At 43.3% G+C, this 15,815-nt stretch carries 13 protein-coding genes and 2 pseudogenes; 8 read left to right on the forward strand and 7 right to left on the reverse strand.

Features of this window, described 5'->3' with window-relative positions; all coding sequences use genetic code 11:
• Positions 1-108 precede the first annotated feature (108 nt).
• Together MU515_RS19450 and MU515_RS19455 are read left to right on the forward strand one after the other, a co-directional pair.
• Positions 109-522, forward strand: a pseudogene (locus MU515_RS19450) (GNAT family N-acetyltransferase); the annotation flags it as partial.
• A gap of 214 nt (positions 523-736) precedes the next feature.
• Positions 737-994: a YjhX family toxin gene (locus MU515_RS19455; RefSeq protein WP_260262068.1), complete on the forward strand. Its 258-nt coding sequence runs from the start codon at positions 737-739 to the stop codon at positions 992-994.
• 178 nt (positions 995-1,172) lie between these two features.
• On the opposite strand, the gene MU515_RS19460 is transcribed toward MU515_RS19455, so the two are convergent.
• Positions 1,173-1,604 carry a MarR family winged helix-turn-helix transcriptional regulator gene (locus MU515_RS19460; protein WP_260262069.1) on the reverse strand — a complete coding sequence of 144 codons (432 nt, stop codon included), beginning with the start codon at positions 1,602-1,604 and terminating at the stop codon, positions 1,173-1,175.
• Positions 1,605-1,775: 171 nt separating this feature from the next.
• Between MU515_RS19460 and MU515_RS19465 the strand changes: the two genes are divergently transcribed.
• Together MU515_RS19465 and MU515_RS19470 are read left to right on the forward strand one after the other, a co-directional pair.
• The gene (locus MU515_RS19465; protein ID WP_260262070.1) at positions 1,776-2,702 is read left to right on the forward strand and encodes a glutathione S-transferase; all 927 of its coding nucleotides are present in this window, start codon (positions 1,776-1,778) and stop codon (positions 2,700-2,702) included.
• A 50-nt stretch (positions 2,703-2,752) separates the two neighbouring features.
• Entirely contained in the window at positions 2,753-3,541 is a 789-nt protein-coding gene (locus MU515_RS19470) for a glutathione S-transferase family protein (protein WP_260262071.1), read from the forward strand.
• A gap of 204 nt (positions 3,542-3,745) precedes the next feature.
• On the opposite strand, the gene MU515_RS19475 is transcribed toward MU515_RS19470, so the two are convergent.
• Complete coding sequence (locus tag MU515_RS19475; protein WP_260262072.1) at positions 3,746-4,282, reverse strand: GNAT family N-acetyltransferase; 537 nt, start codon at positions 4,280-4,282, stop codon at positions 3,746-3,748.
• A 150-nt stretch (positions 4,283-4,432) separates the two neighbouring features.
• On the opposite strand from MU515_RS19475, the pseudogene MU515_RS19480 reads away from it, so the two are divergent.
• From MU515_RS19480 to MU515_RS19490, 3 genes and pseudogenes are all read left to right on the forward strand, one after another.
• Positions 4,433-4,900 (forward strand): annotated as a pseudogene (locus MU515_RS19480) (PTS fructose transporter subunit IIB); the annotation flags it as partial.
• A 192-nt stretch (positions 4,901-5,092) separates the two neighbouring features.
• A complete protein-coding gene (locus MU515_RS19485) occupies positions 5,093-6,103 on the forward strand; it encodes a Gfo/Idh/MocA family protein (RefSeq protein WP_260262074.1) in 1,011 nt (336 codons plus the stop codon).
• 10 nt (positions 6,104-6,113) lie between these two features.
• A complete protein-coding gene (locus tag MU515_RS19490; protein ID WP_260262075.1) occupies positions 6,114-7,619 on the forward strand; it encodes an SgrR family transcriptional regulator in 1,506 nt (501 codons plus the stop codon).
• Between the two features lie 423 nt (positions 7,620-8,042).
• Here MU515_RS19490 and cspE read toward each other — a convergent pair whose 3' ends face one another.
• On the reverse strand, positions 8,043-8,255 hold the full coding sequence (cspE, locus tag MU515_RS19495) for a transcription antiterminator/RNA stability regulator CspE (RefSeq protein WP_260262076.1): 213 nt from the start codon (positions 8,253-8,255) through the stop codon (positions 8,043-8,045).
• A 331-nt stretch (positions 8,256-8,586) separates the two neighbouring features.
• Between cspE and MU515_RS19500 the strand changes: the two genes are divergently transcribed.
• Positions 8,587-9,243: an HAD family hydrolase gene (locus MU515_RS19500; RefSeq protein ID WP_349775481.1), complete on the forward strand. Its 657-nt coding sequence runs from the start codon at positions 8,587-8,589 to the stop codon at positions 9,241-9,243.
• 42 nt (positions 9,244-9,285) lie between these two features.
• On the opposite strand, the gene MU515_RS19505 is transcribed toward MU515_RS19500, so the two are convergent.
• The 4 genes from MU515_RS19505 to glpK all read right to left on the reverse strand — a co-directional run bounded on the left by MU515_RS19505 (position 9,286) and on the right by glpK (position 15,649).
• Positions 9,286-11,274, reverse strand: coding sequence for a U32 family peptidase (locus tag MU515_RS19505; RefSeq protein WP_260262077.1), 1,989 nt, complete (start codon positions 11,272-11,274; stop codon positions 9,286-9,288).
• A gap of 161 nt (positions 11,275-11,435) precedes the next feature.
• Positions 11,436-12,995 (reverse strand): glycerol-3-phosphate dehydrogenase, encoded by a 1,560-nt coding sequence (gene glpD / locus MU515_RS19510; protein ID WP_260262078.1) that lies wholly within the window; start codon positions 12,993-12,995, stop codon positions 11,436-11,438.
• 177 nt (positions 12,996-13,172) lie between these two features.
• Positions 13,173-13,964 carry a DeoR/GlpR family transcriptional regulator gene (locus MU515_RS19515; RefSeq protein WP_260262079.1) on the reverse strand — a complete coding sequence of 264 codons (792 nt, stop codon included), beginning with the start codon at positions 13,962-13,964 and terminating at the stop codon, positions 13,173-13,175.
• A 167-nt stretch (positions 13,965-14,131) separates the two neighbouring features.
• A complete protein-coding gene (gene glpK / locus MU515_RS19520) occupies positions 14,132-15,649 on the reverse strand; it encodes a glycerol kinase GlpK (protein ID WP_260262080.1) in 1,518 nt (505 codons plus the stop codon).
• Positions 15,650-15,815 lie beyond the last annotated feature (166 nt).

The raw sequence follows: 15,815 nt of genomic DNA on the forward strand, positions 1-15,815 counted from the left end.
TAATCATGCACGAGTTTCTCATATTTTTAACTTCATGATCAGATCGTGATTACCTTGAAAAGTTCCCAATAAAATAAAGTCTTTTATTTTCAGTGGTTAAAGTTCGATCCCACCCTTATTGCAGATGGTAGTTACTCGATTGTGTATGAGGGAGTAGCTCACGCCTGCTATACACCAATTACGATTGATAAGGCACCTCATCTTAAATGCTATGTACTAGCACCACTTGCAGTATTGCCTGACTACCAAGGGAAAGGCTACGCAACACGATTGATGGAAGAAGCAGAAAAAGAATTGGACGCTGACGTGATCTTTGTTATGGGTGAACCATTCCATTATGGAAACCGCTACAACACGCCTCACAATGTGTTGCCACCAGTAAAAACTCAAGCACCTTTAGAGTGTTGGTTTGCAAGAGAACTAACACAAGGCGCACTAGATGGTATTGGCGAATCGACTTCGACTCTTGAAGGTCCTTACGCTGAACCTGTGATGTGGGGACATCCAAGTGAGCAAGTGTAATTAATATGGCGCCCCTCATACCGCAAGCGATCTGTATGCGATTGAGTGTCGCCACGACCGACTTGTAGTTATGAAATTAAAAATAAATAACAAGGTAATTTTTGAATAAAACACAAATTAGCATTGTATAAACCCGTGTTTGGCGCAGAGTTCGACAAGCACAAATTCAAACTAACCATAAGGAACAATTTTTAAATACAAGTGGAGAGATCCTTTGAACATATCGAAACAAGAACAACGTGTACTTCATACGCTAGCATTGGGCGGAGAAATTCGTTGCTACCGAAATGAGAATAAAAAATTAGTTGAAATCACTTGCTTCACCCGTGAAGGTTATGGTTTATCTAATTGCAATATGGAAGTCTTTAAAAAGCTGAAAAGTAAGAGATTGATCAGCTCAAAAGGTGGAAAGCCTTATCGAATTACGATGTTAGGAGCAACTTCTGTACAGGCTCAGATAAATCAGCGTTAATAGTTAAAGACTAACAGAAGTGAGTTAGAGCATACAGTCTAACTCACTTGAACTGGGTTAGTTGTGTAAGACCAAGATATAACTAAGAAAATGTCACGATATTTCTATTTATTTTAGGGAATAGAAAAGAAACATAAGGAATGGAGAGGATTTTTTTGGGATATCAGGTTACAAGACGTCACATTTTTCTGAGAAGCTCGTATAAACTTTGTACTTCGCTTTCACTTAGCCCCAAAGAAATCCCCATTAAGCTCTTGTCACATTCCACGTGAACTAACTCACCAGATTCTGTTATCTGAACATGCACAATTCGTTGATCAGTTTCACTGCGTTCTTTTATAGCATAACCACCATCAACCAGTTTGTTGACCGCCCTTGAAACATTGGGACTGTCATCCACCATCAATGCTTTTAACTGATTGATCGTTAATCCTTCCAGCGGTGCTTGAGAAAGAATATGCAGCAATTGAAGCTGCGTTAACGACAGCCCAGTGTGCTTTATACGCCTTGTCATTTCCATTTTTTGCTCTTGGCCGATGCAGGCTATCAAAGCAAGAATTTTCGACTCTATTGGGAAGTCGCCATCTATGATTGATTGTTTGTTTGCCAACCTATACTCCTAAGTTCTCATGTATCACACCCTAACCGTCGGTGCCAGTAGTTGTATCCTGCTTATCAATGTCAAAATCATAAACCATTTGACAGGTGTAATCCATGGACTATATATTTACATCCATGGATATATAATCCATGGATTCTATTTATTAAAGTGAGTCTTTCTATGAGAACACCAATACTGCACCGTTCACTCAAGTCACCTTATGCCCAAAAAATCATGTTACTTATGGGATACCTTGAACAGCCATACCTCTCTTTTATTGCTCCAAAAGGCATACCGAGACCTATCGAACAGGCGCTAGTGGGTGAATACAGCCGAAGAATTCCAATTCTACAAATGGGAGCGGATCTTTATTGCGATTCAGAACTGATCCTTCGAATGATGGCAAAGCATAATCATGAAAGTTCTTTAATCACTTACCCTTCTGAAGGGGAAGCTCTGCAATGGTCTGAAAGGATAGAATTGGCTGGAAATACTTCAATATTTGGTTCGATTCAACCATTAGAACTGCTTATCGCATATTTCAGAAACATGCCCCCAAGTCATGCGTGGCACTTTATTACTGATAGAGCAAAACTTGCAAAGAAGATCACTATTCCCAACGCAGAACTATCACATAAAGAAAAAGTGGCGATTGCGAGAAGCTATCTGGAGGAATTGAACGACCAGTTGCATGGCCACAAGTTCATGTTGACGGAAGAGCAGCCGACATCCGTTGATTTTAGCGCTTACACAATGATTTACTATCTTGACACGATTAATAAGTTAAAAATTGCTAAAGGGTTAGAGCATCTAAAACAGTGGTATTTAAGAATGTCCGCGATGGGCACTGGAAAGTTTGCAGAAGTTGATGGTCGCAAGTGTCTCGATATTGCTCGGGAGTCTTCACCTATGCCAGTAAGTGAGCAATATCTGCATTCCTCCCGAATTGGTGAAAAAATTACTTATCGCAATGGAGGTTTTATGGCGGAAATGAATGACGGTGTCGAGGGCATTATTGTAGGCGAAGATGATAAAACTATTATTTTACACCGAGAGGATGATGAAGTAGGCACGGTTCACGTTCATTTCCCTAAGCTGGGTTACTAATTCTTAAAAAATTCCAAGATAGCCAACAAGAGCGAAAAATAAATATTCTTATGATCCCTAATAATGTATCAGCACTCCAAGGTCTTCATTTATTCTGTAACCCTTACTCCAACTGTGCGGGTCGAGTCATGCTTGCCGTAGCCGAAAAAAAACTCGATGTGCAGGTTCATATTGTCGATCTACTCAAAGGTGAGCAATTAACTTCTGAATACCAAGTAATAAACCCCACCTGTGATGTTCCAGCTATTGTCCACAATGGCAAAACTATGGGGGACAGCATCACCATACTTCGTTATATAGAAGAAGCATTTCCAGAAACTTCTCTTGTGTCCAGTGATTTACAGGAAAAAATACAGATAGATTATTTGCTTGAGTTGGCATCTAAATCGCATATGGAGTACATAGTCCCATGGTTATACGCTAAGGGTTTCGGGAGATTCCCAACTCCAGAACAAAAAGCTTTTTATGACCAATATGTACCTCATCGGTCTCAATTCCATAATGACCGTGTTGCAGGAGATGCAATGGTCACTCTTAGGGAGTCAGAGCAAAGAATAGCACACGTATTATCTGAACTTGAGCAAAGGTTAAGCCAGCAGCGTTACTTAGTAGGAAAAGACTATTCCTTGGCTGATATTGCGTGGTTTCCAACTGTATATCTGCTTGGCAGAGTTTTCGCCTATTCATTAAAAGATTATCCGCATGTGTCACGCTGGATGAATAAAGTAGAAAAAAGGCCTGCGTTTATTCAAGGTGTAAAATCCTATATGGCTCCGATTCCTAACTGTATGCTCCGAGCGATGATGAAAGTGATTCGCTATACAGGGGGACGGAAGTAAATAGGTTTATATGGTGTACATCCTCGGTTTTTGGTTAGGCTATATTAGTTATAGAGTTATAGAGTTATAGAGTTATAGAGTTATAAGGAAAAGTATACCAAAAGGGCTGGCTCCAGCCCCGCTAAGTGCAATTGGTCTAACTCGTTTTGGGGCAATTGTGAGTTAGCATAACATCTACCCCACAATCTCGAAGAAGATCGCCCGTTACCATAACTCTGGCTTATTAAACGCCTCTACACATCTAGAAGGACCTGCAATGGGCTCTAGAGGGTATTGAGTTAGTGATTTAGCAAGCCAGCCATGGGGATAGCTCAATTGACGTGGAGCAGAAAACTGTTCTGTTGTAATGCGTTCAAAGCCAATACGGCCATAAAATGCTGGATCTCCATATGTAAACGCAAGTGATGCCCCACGCTCGGCCATCCCCTCTAAGCCATATTGAATAAGCTTCTGACCAACGCCTTTGCCTTGAAAGTCAGTACGTATAGCAACTGGAGCGAGTAGAAATGCCACTTTATCTGATTCAAACCAAAGACGAGTAAAGTAGATTGCACCAACTAACTCATCATGCTCCATCGCAGCAAACACGTAAATATCATCGCTGTTAGTCTGTTCAAGAAGGTCTTTAGCCAGCTGACCTACTACCTTTCCTTCTTCTGGCCCCTCAGAGTCGCTAAAGGTCAGCGTGAACAGTTGTTTTAGTGATTCAGCCTGCGGGTGCTTTAGAAGCATAAAGTCCATATCAAATAACCTGTTATTAATGGTGAAGAACCAAGGTTAAACTATAGAGTATTAGATAGGTCAAGGAATATTGATTCTGGCTGATTTTAGGCACAACTAGATTAGAAAATCTTACACGCTTATCGCTGAGTGGATAATTTAATAAAAAGCGGCTGGATTGTGTTGCCGGTTGTCGATGGCTTGATTGGTTACATTCTCGGGACAGTCTTTGGTGCTTTGACCACGGCCATCATCGTTATCTCCCTGAAAAAGAACGTCGTGCAAGACAATAGCAGCTTTGATAATCAACCAGTCGGCGACCAAATTACGGAAGAAGGTGTCGCTGACGTTCTCGCAGTAACCGCGTGCCCATCTGGTGTTGCGCACACCTTTCTTGCTGCACGCTCGTTAGAAAAAGCCGCAGCGCAGTTGGGAGTTAAAATTAAAGTCGAAACCCAAGGTGCCAACGGCATCTCCAATCGAATTACCGCTAAAGATATAGCTCACGCCAAGTTTGTCATTTTGGCGCACGATGTCGCCGTCAAAAACGCCGACCGCTTTGATGCAATTCAAGTCGTCGACGTTGAAACCAAAGATGCAATCTATTGCGCTAGAGAGTTAGTTTCAAAGGCGGTGTAATAGCAATCGGATTTGATTAGCACAGAGAGTTAAACGACTCAGTTGGTAGCCATGTTTAAAGCCTCAATCGTTCAGAACCACTCCACAGCGCTCTAAAATAAATCAAATAGAGAACAGGTTGAGAAATCTGTTCTCTATTTGTATGTGGCTTCTCTTGGCACACTGATACAAAACAGCGAACAGGAGTAAATGATGAGAGATACACAACCGAAAGTTAAATGGGGCATCGCAGGGCTTGGTAATATTGCCAATCGATTCGCAACGGCATTAACAGAACACTGTCGACATGGAGAACTCTATGCGGTAGCAGCAAGAGACCAATCGAGAGCAGCCCAATTTGCCAAAAAATATGGTTGTGTCAATGCTCATGGCTCTTATGAAGAAATGGCAAGTAATCCTAACGTTGAAGCGGTTTATATCGCGACGGTTCACCCATACCACCTACCACTAACCAAATTGTTTCTAACGCATAACAAGCACGTGTTGGTCGAGAAACCCGCTTTTACCAATATTGGAGACTGGATAGCGATGAAAGCCCTCGCGAAGAAAAATAATGTGATGTTGCTAGAAGCAATGAAAACCGTCGTCTTTCCCGCTTACCGCGAGCTCAAATCATTCTTGGTTAACAACAACATTCAAATTGACTTCATAGAAGCTAGCTTTGGTAACGAACATGACCCTGATCCTGAGCTATTTATCTTCAATCCTGAATTGGCAGGAGGAGCAACTCTCGATGTAGGAGTCTACGGGCTTTGGTTCTTCTATGATCTGTGCCATACGCTTGACGTGACACCTTCAGCGCCTCAGACACACATGTCATGCCTTCATGAGAGTTCCAGAGTCGATACCGATGCCGATTTTACGTTTTCAGGTGACATAAGCGGCAAAATATCAGCCTCGATAGTGGAAAACCTTCCTAGATCTGCCCATATAAGAGGACCAGGCATCAACATTACTATTAAAGAAAAATGGTGGAACCCTGAATGTATTGAGATAGAGCATCTAGGAAAAAAATCGACTATCAATCGACGAGTGAATGGAAATGGATTCGAGTTTGAAATTGATCACTTTTCAGAGCTGGTTATACAAGGCAAAACTGAATCGTCTATCTTAAAATCAGAGATTACCTATCAAGTTCTCGATACAATGGAAAAAGCACTCTTTGAATCTGGCTATCAGCATTTAACTCAGCCTCGTCGTTAGGGAAAGTAAATTGGGCAACCTTAAGCGCAAACTTGAACTGTATGAGAAAATATTTCAAGCGTTTGGACCTGGAGTTTCACACTGTCAGGTTCAACAACTAGCAACATTGCTGCATGTAAGTGAACGTCACGTACAAACCTTACTCAAAGCAATGACGGCACAAGGTTGGATAAAATGGCAAGCGAGCGCAGGGCGCAACAAGAAAGCACTATTGACGTGTTTGGTTGAGCCCATTGATGCATGTTACCGATTTGCCCAAGAACAAACTAACGCTGGCAATATAGAACAAGTATTCAATACCTTAAGCTTTAATGGCCGAAACGCTAGTACAGAACTTCAAGCCTTTCTAAACAGCAACAATCAATCGGCTCAGAATATCGCCTATATTCCGTTTCACCGAGAGCTGGAAAAACTTCACCCTCGACGCGTGCTTAGACGTACTGAGCGTTTCTTGGTGATGCAGATTTGCCAACGCCTGACCTCTATTCAACACGGTAAGGTCTGTGGAGATTTGGCTTACAATTGGAAAGCGAATCAAGATGCAACAGAATGGCGCTTCCAAATCCGCAATGGCGTTCAATTCCATAATGGTCGAACACTGGAACCTCAAGACATAGTACGCTGCCTTTCCTCACTATGTGGAAGCAAAGTATGGCACCGCTGTTATCAGCATATTATTGAGGTGACGGTCTTATCTGGTAATGTGATCGTAGTAAGATTGAATCAACCTGATTGGTATTTACCTCGCTTACTTGCTCAAGTTGAGGCTTCCATATTTGATTACTCCACCACCGATAGACTCATTGGCTCTGGCGCGTATTCATTAGATATTTTCTCAAGCAAAATGCTGAGATTATGCCGCAATAGCTTGTATTCTCACGGAACACCAATCCTCAATCAAGTCGAGTTGTGGGTCTATCCTGACTGGGCACAAAGTAAAGCTTGCGCCCAAAATCAGGTGTGCATGAAGCTACCTGAAAAAACTACAACTATTGCTGGCGATCGTACATCTTCTCTACAGAGTTTTAGTTCAACATTTTTAAAAATCCAAAACCCAGCACAGTCTTTACAAAATCGCGAATTCACTATTGAAGATACCTCTGAATGCCAAGCTCTATTCCATCAGTTATCTGAGATTGGTGATAACCACTCATGTGTGGAATATGGAAACTACCTTGCTACAAAAGACGTCACTCTATGCAGTATTATTGATGAGAATGACAGCTTTGTAGCCTGGCTTAAGTTCTTCCGTCGCTTCCCATTTGAAGACTTAAAACTATCTCCAGAGATATTAGAAACCGTCGAACAAAGTTTGTACTCAATTAAAAACGAACCGAACTTTGATCTAGCTATGAATGCATTGTTAGCACTCAAACATTGGTTAAATGACGCGGGTATAGTTGTTGTTCTTAAACAAGAAGCATTTTACTTAGAGATTTCTGAGAAGATAAACAGGGCGCAATTAAATGGTTTCGGTTGGTGTGAGCTCGACCAATTGTGGAGTGATCATTTATAAACTCAGCCATGTTAAAAAGCGCTTAGATGTTCTCTTTGACATTTCACTGCCAATAACAAGGCTCTCAAATACTGCCGCACTCTAGGCACAATGATCTAAAAAACACACGTAACCGAATAAAGATTATAGTTACCTAAATAGCATTCTAACGTTTGTTCCGATCAGTGCACCTTTAGCGGAGCATCCATCTCCAAATGCATCATACTGTTGGGTCTGTTTCTTTTTTAAGCGCAATTTCTAGATACGAGAATACCTAACCTATTGATGAAAAATGGTTATCGGCTAAACGAGGAAATTAGAATAAAAATAGGTAGATAAATCAGGAGAGGTTTATTGAGGGTATGAGTGAGCGTGTATGCGCGGATTAGCGCTGGAAAAGAAGAGGTCTCGCCTTCACAAGAAAGCAAGACCTCACCTATATACTTAAAGTACTGTAACGTCAGCAGCTTGTGGGCCTTTGCCACCTTGCTCAACGTTAAAAGCTACTTTTTGGCCTTCAGCTAGAGTTTTGAAGCCATCGCTAACAATCGCACGGAAGTGAACGAATACGTCTGCGCTGCCGTCATCAGGTGCGATGAAGCCAAAGCCTTTAGTTTCGTTAAACCATTTTACTGTGCCAGTTGTTTTATTAGACATGTATTATATCTCGATAGATTAATTAAAAATTGGAGCTACTAAATAAGGCTTGAAGCAAAAGGTATCGCAGGATATGACGAATCAAATCGAAAGGAACTGAGAAGGTCTTGAACTATAAGTTATCAATAGCTCACTGTTTGAGCTAGTTAACACTATACACGGTGTAAATTAAATAGATATAGTTTTCTTTACCTATTTTTATTTATATTAAAAATCATAGGGTTAGAAATGGGGCGTTGACTCATCTTGCCTCCTACTTCCCCTTCAATCACCAATAAACATCGTGTTACAGTGCCTTTTTATTACTGATATGCATGCCCAAGGAACAAATGTGAGCGATATTACCCCATCTAACTCAGCGCGGATAAGCAAGGCAGGCACAGTGACTAAACAAGCCAACTTAGCCCTATTTGATTTTGATGGCACGCTGACCAGCCAAGATGCTTATACGGCATTTCTCTTTTATGCCACGCCAAAATACCGCTTAGTATTGGGCATGCTGTTGGTTTGGCCTGTGGTGTTGCTGTACAAAATGGGCAAGCTACCCGCTAGCAAAACTCGGCCAATATTGTCACGCGTGGCGTTTTGGCAGCGTAGCGTAAATAAGGTGAACCAAATTGCCGAACGCTACAACCAAGAGTTTTTATCGCAAGTGATTCGGCCTAATGCACTTGAGCGCTTGCAGTGGCACCAACAACAAGGGGACGATGTTTACGTTGTCTCGGCATCGCTTAGCCCCTACTTACAAGCGTGGTGTGAGCAACATGGGGTAAAACTGCTGTGTAGTGAGCTAGAACAGAAAGGTGAGCGCTATACAGGTCGCTATGTGTATGGTGATTGCAGTTTGGAAAATAAGGTCAAAGCGATTCAACGCTCGCTCAATCTCGATGATTACCCAAAGGTATACGCTTACGGTGATACCTATGAAGATAGGCCGATGCTCGCTCTAGCGAATGAGCGCTACTTTTGTTGGCGAAAGGAAGCCTAATACTAAAAGTAGGGGCAGTCGCCCGCCCCTGTCTGAAATTACTTACAAGCCTTTTTGATACTGCTTGTTGAGCGTTGGCGCAACCACTTGATGTAGTTGCTCGACGCTACTTTGATGCTCTTGTTTATTGAGCGCAGCAAGAAATAACGCGATCAACTCTGCTTTACTCACCGTCACTTTAGTTTCTGTCTCAATTTGACGTAAATCGACCATCACATCCGTCAGTAAGTGGCTTAGCTGATCAATAACTTGCAGGTTGAGTACATTGTGCTCACTGTACAAACTGTTATGGCTGCCTTTTTGTTTATGAACAATATAAGGCGCATCTTTGAGGTTGATGATGGAAGTGCGCTTGCTACAACGCTTTAAACACCCTTTGTTGAGCTTGATCTTCTTACAGCCAGAGGTTTGTTGAAATAAACACTGTCGGCTAGTTAACAAGGTATTTGGTCGATACACGTTATAGTAGGTGCGCATACCTTGCGGTCGCTTAATATGACGCATCTGCTTGAAGTTAAGCTCTTCCGATAAAAACGCGCCCGCAGCACCATACTCTTGCTGCAAGCAATGCAGCGCGTAAGAGTTGGTTGTATTAAGCTGTGAACCGGCAATCCAATTGAGCGACAGTTTCGCTGCAAGATGCCCCACACCAGCATTATTGGTGATAAGTACACTCGGCCTAACCTCAGCAAGAAAACGCTCTACTGCAAGGTAATCATCATTAAGCATAATGGCAGGGAACCACGGTTTAAGCGCTGGATTCGCCTTAAATACCGCGATTAAATCATCACACTGAGCGGCAAAGTCCATTGGCATTTGCAGGTAAACCTCTACCTCTGGGTGTTGACAGTCAGGCAAGTCATCCAGTGATGAGATTAAAACGGATAATCGAGTCTGCTCAACGGGCTCTGCCTTAGCAAGCTGAGGCATTTCAGGTACATCAATCGCCCCCTTCAAGCTACTACCTGATTTAACGCTTTCAACATCAAAGCTCGACGTTTCACGTTCTACTTTTTGGATGATTTCCGTTTTGGCATCGTACAGCTCTTTCTTCACAGCGCTGATTTGCTGCTCTGAAGTGCATTGATAAATAGTCGAAAAATGCTTAACGGCATGATCGCGCGGGTTATCGATGTACATGTGCTTACCGATTTCACCATTGAGGAAACCGTTGGTGAAATCTCGGTTGAACACAGTGTAAAGGGAGCGCGTATCGGTAAGCAATGGCTGACTATCGCATAAGCGATCTATCTGCTGACGCCAATTATCCACTACGGTATAAACGTAGTGTGACTTCTTGATTCGGCCTTCCACTTTCAATGAATAAACGCCCGCTTCCGCTAATGCAGTCAGATCACCAAAGGCTGAGTTGTCTTTCATGTTAAGCGGGTATTGGTTGCCCATGTCAGTGGTTTGGTATTGCTCTCGACATGGCTGACTACAACGGCCACGGTTGCCCGATGCACCATTACGTGCAGAACTGATATAACACAAACCCGAAAAGCCAATGCAGTAAGAACCATGAACGAACACTTCCATCAACACGTTGTGCTGATAACCAAATTGCGCCAAATGGGCAATTTCATTGATGTTGAGCTCGCGGGAAAGATTAACTCGGCTTGCGCCGATCTGATTTAAAAAGAGGATCTGCCCTTCGTTGTGCGTATTAAGCTGTGTGGAAGCATGCACATCCAAATCAGGAAAGTGGTGTTTAAGAATATAACCTAAGCCCAGATCTTGAATGATCACACCATCGATCTGAGTGGTATTCAGTTGGCTTAGTAAACGAACAATTGCGGCGATCTCGCTTTCTAAAATCAGCACATTCAAGGTAAGAAAGATCTTACACTGATGCTGATGAGCAAGCGCCAGAACGCTGTTTAGGTTCTCTAGAGTTAAGTTGGTTGCTCGGTTGCGAGCATTAAAACGGTCTAAACCACAGTAAATCGCATCTGCGCCCGCGGCTATTGCCGCCTTAATTGACTCTAAATCTCCCCCAGGGGCTAACAATTCAAATTGCTCTCGTTTCACAGACTGTCTCTAATCTTGGCCATTATTCTAAACGGCACGTATCTTACGGGTTTCAGCCTTGTGATGCGCAATTAGTTAACGTTTTATTAATCTGGGTCAATTCCATCACAACCCATAAACATAAAGCCTGCAATTGCAGGCTTTTTAAGAGAAATGTTCGCTTAACTTGCTTGAGAAATGTTCACCACTTTTTGCTCAAGCTTTTGCTTTAAATAATCACCTAGCACTTGTTGCTCATCCTCTTTCATGTACAGGCCAAGCTTGGTGCGACGCCATAAAATATCTTCATCTGTTAGCGCCATTTCAACGTTAATCAGGTAATCAATTTCAAGTTGATATACCCCTTCTGCTTGCTCTGAGAAACAGTGGCCTAGATCCGCTTGACTAGTCACGCCAGACAGTAGCTCCCACGTTTGCGTGCCAAACTGATTAACGTAGCGCTGAATAAGCTCAACAGATGCCCAAGAGTAATGTGCGTGAATTTGCTTCGCCAATTGCTCACGTGTACAACTAAAGTTACCGCCTGGTAGCGCGTGTGTTGCCGTCCAATCTCTGCCCATAGTAGGTAGGTATGGCGCCAATTTCTTCATCGCAGCTTCACCTAGCTTACGGTAAGTAGTCAACTTACCACCAAACACTGACAATAATGGCGCATGATCAAATTCAGCTTCTATCTCTAGGGTGTAATCACGCGTGATGGCTTGTGGCGAGTCAGACTCATCATCACAAAGTGGGCGAACGCCGCTGTATGTCCATACCACATCATCGCGAGTCAATTGATGAACAAAGTGCTGATTAACTATATCAATCAAGTAATCGACTTCATCATCTGAGATCGCCACATCACGCGGATCGCCTTTGTATTCAACGTCGGTTGTACCAATAATGGAGAACTTATCTAAGTAAGGGATCATAAACACAATGCGGTTGTCTTTGTTTTGCATGATGTAAGCTTGAGGCTCATCATGAATACGCGGCACGACAATGTGTGAGCCTTTGATCAAACGAATGTTGCGCGGCGAAACTTGCTCTAAACCATCATCAAAGAACTGTTTAACCCATGGACCTGCGGCATTGACCAACGCTCTTGCTTTGCGCTCAAAACGTTGCCCTGTCATCACATCATGAATGGTTACATTCCACACACCACCAACACGATGCGCTTTTTCCACGCGGCAGTAATTACGTACCTCGGCATTGTTCTCTTTCGCTGCCAATACATTAAGCAGTACCAAACGCGCATCATCGACCCAGCAATCTGAATATTCAAAACCAATTTTCATCTCAGGTTTGAGTAAACCCGATTTAGCCAGATTCACGGTTTTACTGCCTGGCAGTGTGGTGCGCTTGCCTAGGTTGTCATACAGGAACATACCGCAGCGAATCATCCATGCTGGGCGCAAAAATGGGCGATGAGGTAGTCGAAAACGCATTGGCAACGCAACATGAGGCGCTTTACGTAGAATAACTTCGCGCTCTGCGAGTGCTTCCGAAACTAAACGAAACTCGTAGTGCTCTAGGTAACGTAAGCCACCGTGGATCAATTTAGAACTTGCCGAAGAAGTAGCCGAGGCGAAATCATTGGCTTCATATAGACCGACACTTAGCCCTCGTCCGGCCGCATCAGCCGCAATACCAGCACCATTAATACCGCCACCAATGACGATCAAGTCTAAAGTCGTAGATGTGTTATTCGTAGAAGAATTTTGTTGGATACTCATAAATTTGACCTCTCGATGAGCGAACGAGCATTTTAGAAACTCATTAGAGCGTAGATCGAGTTTCGTTTGCGGTCATCATATATTTTCGTTTATGAGCGTTTTGTGTGATTTAGACACAAAAAAACCTCCACTGATCAACAGCAGAGGTTAGCATTAAGCAGTTATCAATGACGGAATTTAGCCTTGAACGGAGTCCGACGAGCTGGTTTCGATCACTTCTAAAGGCACAGACGCTTCTTTCAAAATTGAGCGAATTTCATCTGGTGGCTGCTTATCCGTAAATACCATATTTAACTGAGCAATATTGCCAAGTTTAACCATCGCATTACGACCAAACTTAGTATGGTCAACCGCTAAGAATACGCTGCGGCTATTATCAATGATGGCTTGTTTTACTCTCACTTCATGGTAATCAAAGTCGAGCAGTGAGCCATCATAATCGATACCACTAATCCCTAAGATACCGAAATCTAAGCGAAATTGTTTTACAAAATCGAGCGTCGCTTCCCCGACGATGCCGCCATCACGGTTACGCACTTCGCCACCAGCGAGAATGACTTTGATCTCTGGATTAGGAAACAGAATCGTTGCGACATTGATGTTGTTGGTCACTACGCGAAGTTGTTTGTGGTTCTTATTGATTGCCCTTGCAACGGCTTCAGGCGTAGTGCCGATATCAATAAACAACGTTGCGCCGTCTGGAATATGTTTGACTAACTCTTCGGCAATCACGTCTTTCTCGTTAAAGTTGAGCGTTTTGCGCGTATTGTAAGAGGTATTTTCAGAGCTCAAAGGAATGGTAGCACCACCATGATAACGACGAATCTTATTCTCGTCGGCCAAATCATTAAGATCGCGGCGAATGGTTTGCGGGCTAACGTTAAACTGTTCAACAAGCTCATCAGTACTGACGTAACCTTGCTTTTTAACTAGTTCAACGATTTGTTGGTGTCGTGGTATCTGCTTCACTTCGCACTCCCTTGGCTTTGCTGATCGCCAATGCTTCAATTCGAAAATAGAACTTGCTCTATTGTGCTCGAATTAGCGCGATGTGAGAAGACAATGCTGACGCGAATCCGCGATCGAAGCCAAAAAAAGAGCGCCGAAGCACTCTTTTATTGATAAAACCGCAAGTATTAATCGTCTTCATCGTGAAGTTCAGACCAAGTTTGCGCGCATTTTATCGCGCGTTTCCAACCTTTATATCTTCGTTGTCGTTTTAGCTCATCTTCATGGGGTTCAAACGTTCTATCGAGTGTTGCTTTGTCTTTTAGTTCATCAATACAGCTCCAAAAACCAACCGCAAGGCCAGCCAAATAAGCCGCGCCAAGCGCCGTCACTTCGGTCACTTTTGGTCGATGGACTTCCGTGTTTAATACATCCGATTGAAATTGCATTAAAAAGTTGTTGGCTACCGCGCCACCATCCACTCGTAAGGTCTCCAAGCGAATGCCCGAGTCAGCCTGCATCGCATCGAGTACATCACGGGTTTGATAAGCAATACTTTCTAGTGTGGCGCGAATAATATGATTGGAGTTAACACCTCGCGTCAGGCCAACTATCGTGCCGCGCGCATAGGCATCCCAATATGGCGCGCCAAGCCCGGTAAATGCTGGTACTACATAGACGCCGTTAGATGAGTCCACTTTCGTGGCAAAGTATTCTGAGTCTTCTGCTCCAGCGAGAATTTTGAGCTCATCACGCAGCCATTGAATGGCCGCGCCGCCCATAAACACCGCACCTTCAAGAGCATAAGCTGGCTCACCACTCGGGCCACAAGCTAAGGTGGTTAATAGGCCATTACTGGATGTCACCTTCTCTTGGCCAGTATTCATCAGCAAGAAGCAGCCTGTGCCGTAGGTGTTCTTCGCTTGGCCTGCTTGCACACACATTTGACCATAGAGCGCCGCTTGTTGGTCTCCGGCGATGCCCGCGATAGGAATACGAGTGCCTCCTTTACCGCCAATATTGGTGCGGCCGTACACCTCCGAAGAGCGCTTAACTTCTGGCATCATAGAGGCCGGAATGTCCAGCGCTTGTAATAGGGTTTTATCCCAATTAAGGGTATTGATATTGAACAACATGGTACGTGAGGCGTTGGTATAATCCGTTACGTGCACGCGGCCTTGGGTCATCTTCCAAACGAGCCATGTATCCACAGTACCAAACAGTAAATTGCCTGCATCTGCTTGTTCGCGCGCGCCTTCTACGTTATCTAAAATCCACTTCACTTTGGTGGCTGAGAAGTAAGGGTCTAACACCAAACCGGTATTATCACGAATGTACTCTTCCAAGCCTTGCTGCTTTAGCTGTTCACACATATCCGCTGTGCGTCGGCATTGCCACACAATGGCATTGTAGACAGGCTTACCAGTTTCTTTGTTCCAAACTATGGTGGTTTCACGTTGATTAGTGATACCTAAAGCTGCGATTTGATCGCTACGAACGCCTGTTTTAGCAATCACTTCAACTAGGGTAGAGCTTTGGCTTGCCCAGATTTCCATCGGATCATGTTCAACCCACCCTGCCTGCGGGTAAATTTGACTAAATTCACGCTGTGAGACACCTACCACATTCGCATCATGATCCAATATGACAGCGCGAGAACTTGTCGTGCCTTGGTCTAGGGCAACAATGTATTTTTGCTCACTCATGATAAGAACCCTTTTGTTTTTATGTTTATTTTAGTTGCAATTAGCTTGCTTGAGCCGACTAGGTTACGCAAATTCAAAAGGCAAAAACGCTGCCTACGCGACATATCAAACATTCCCTTGAGCGTATTTAAATCTCCATAACTTCTTTTTGTTCGTTTTTTATCGT

Origin of the sequence: Vibrio intestinalis (genome assembly GCF_025195085.2) — a bacterium.
Taxonomy (GTDB): Bacteria; Pseudomonadota; Gammaproteobacteria; order Enterobacterales; family Vibrionaceae; genus Vibrio; species Vibrio intestinalis.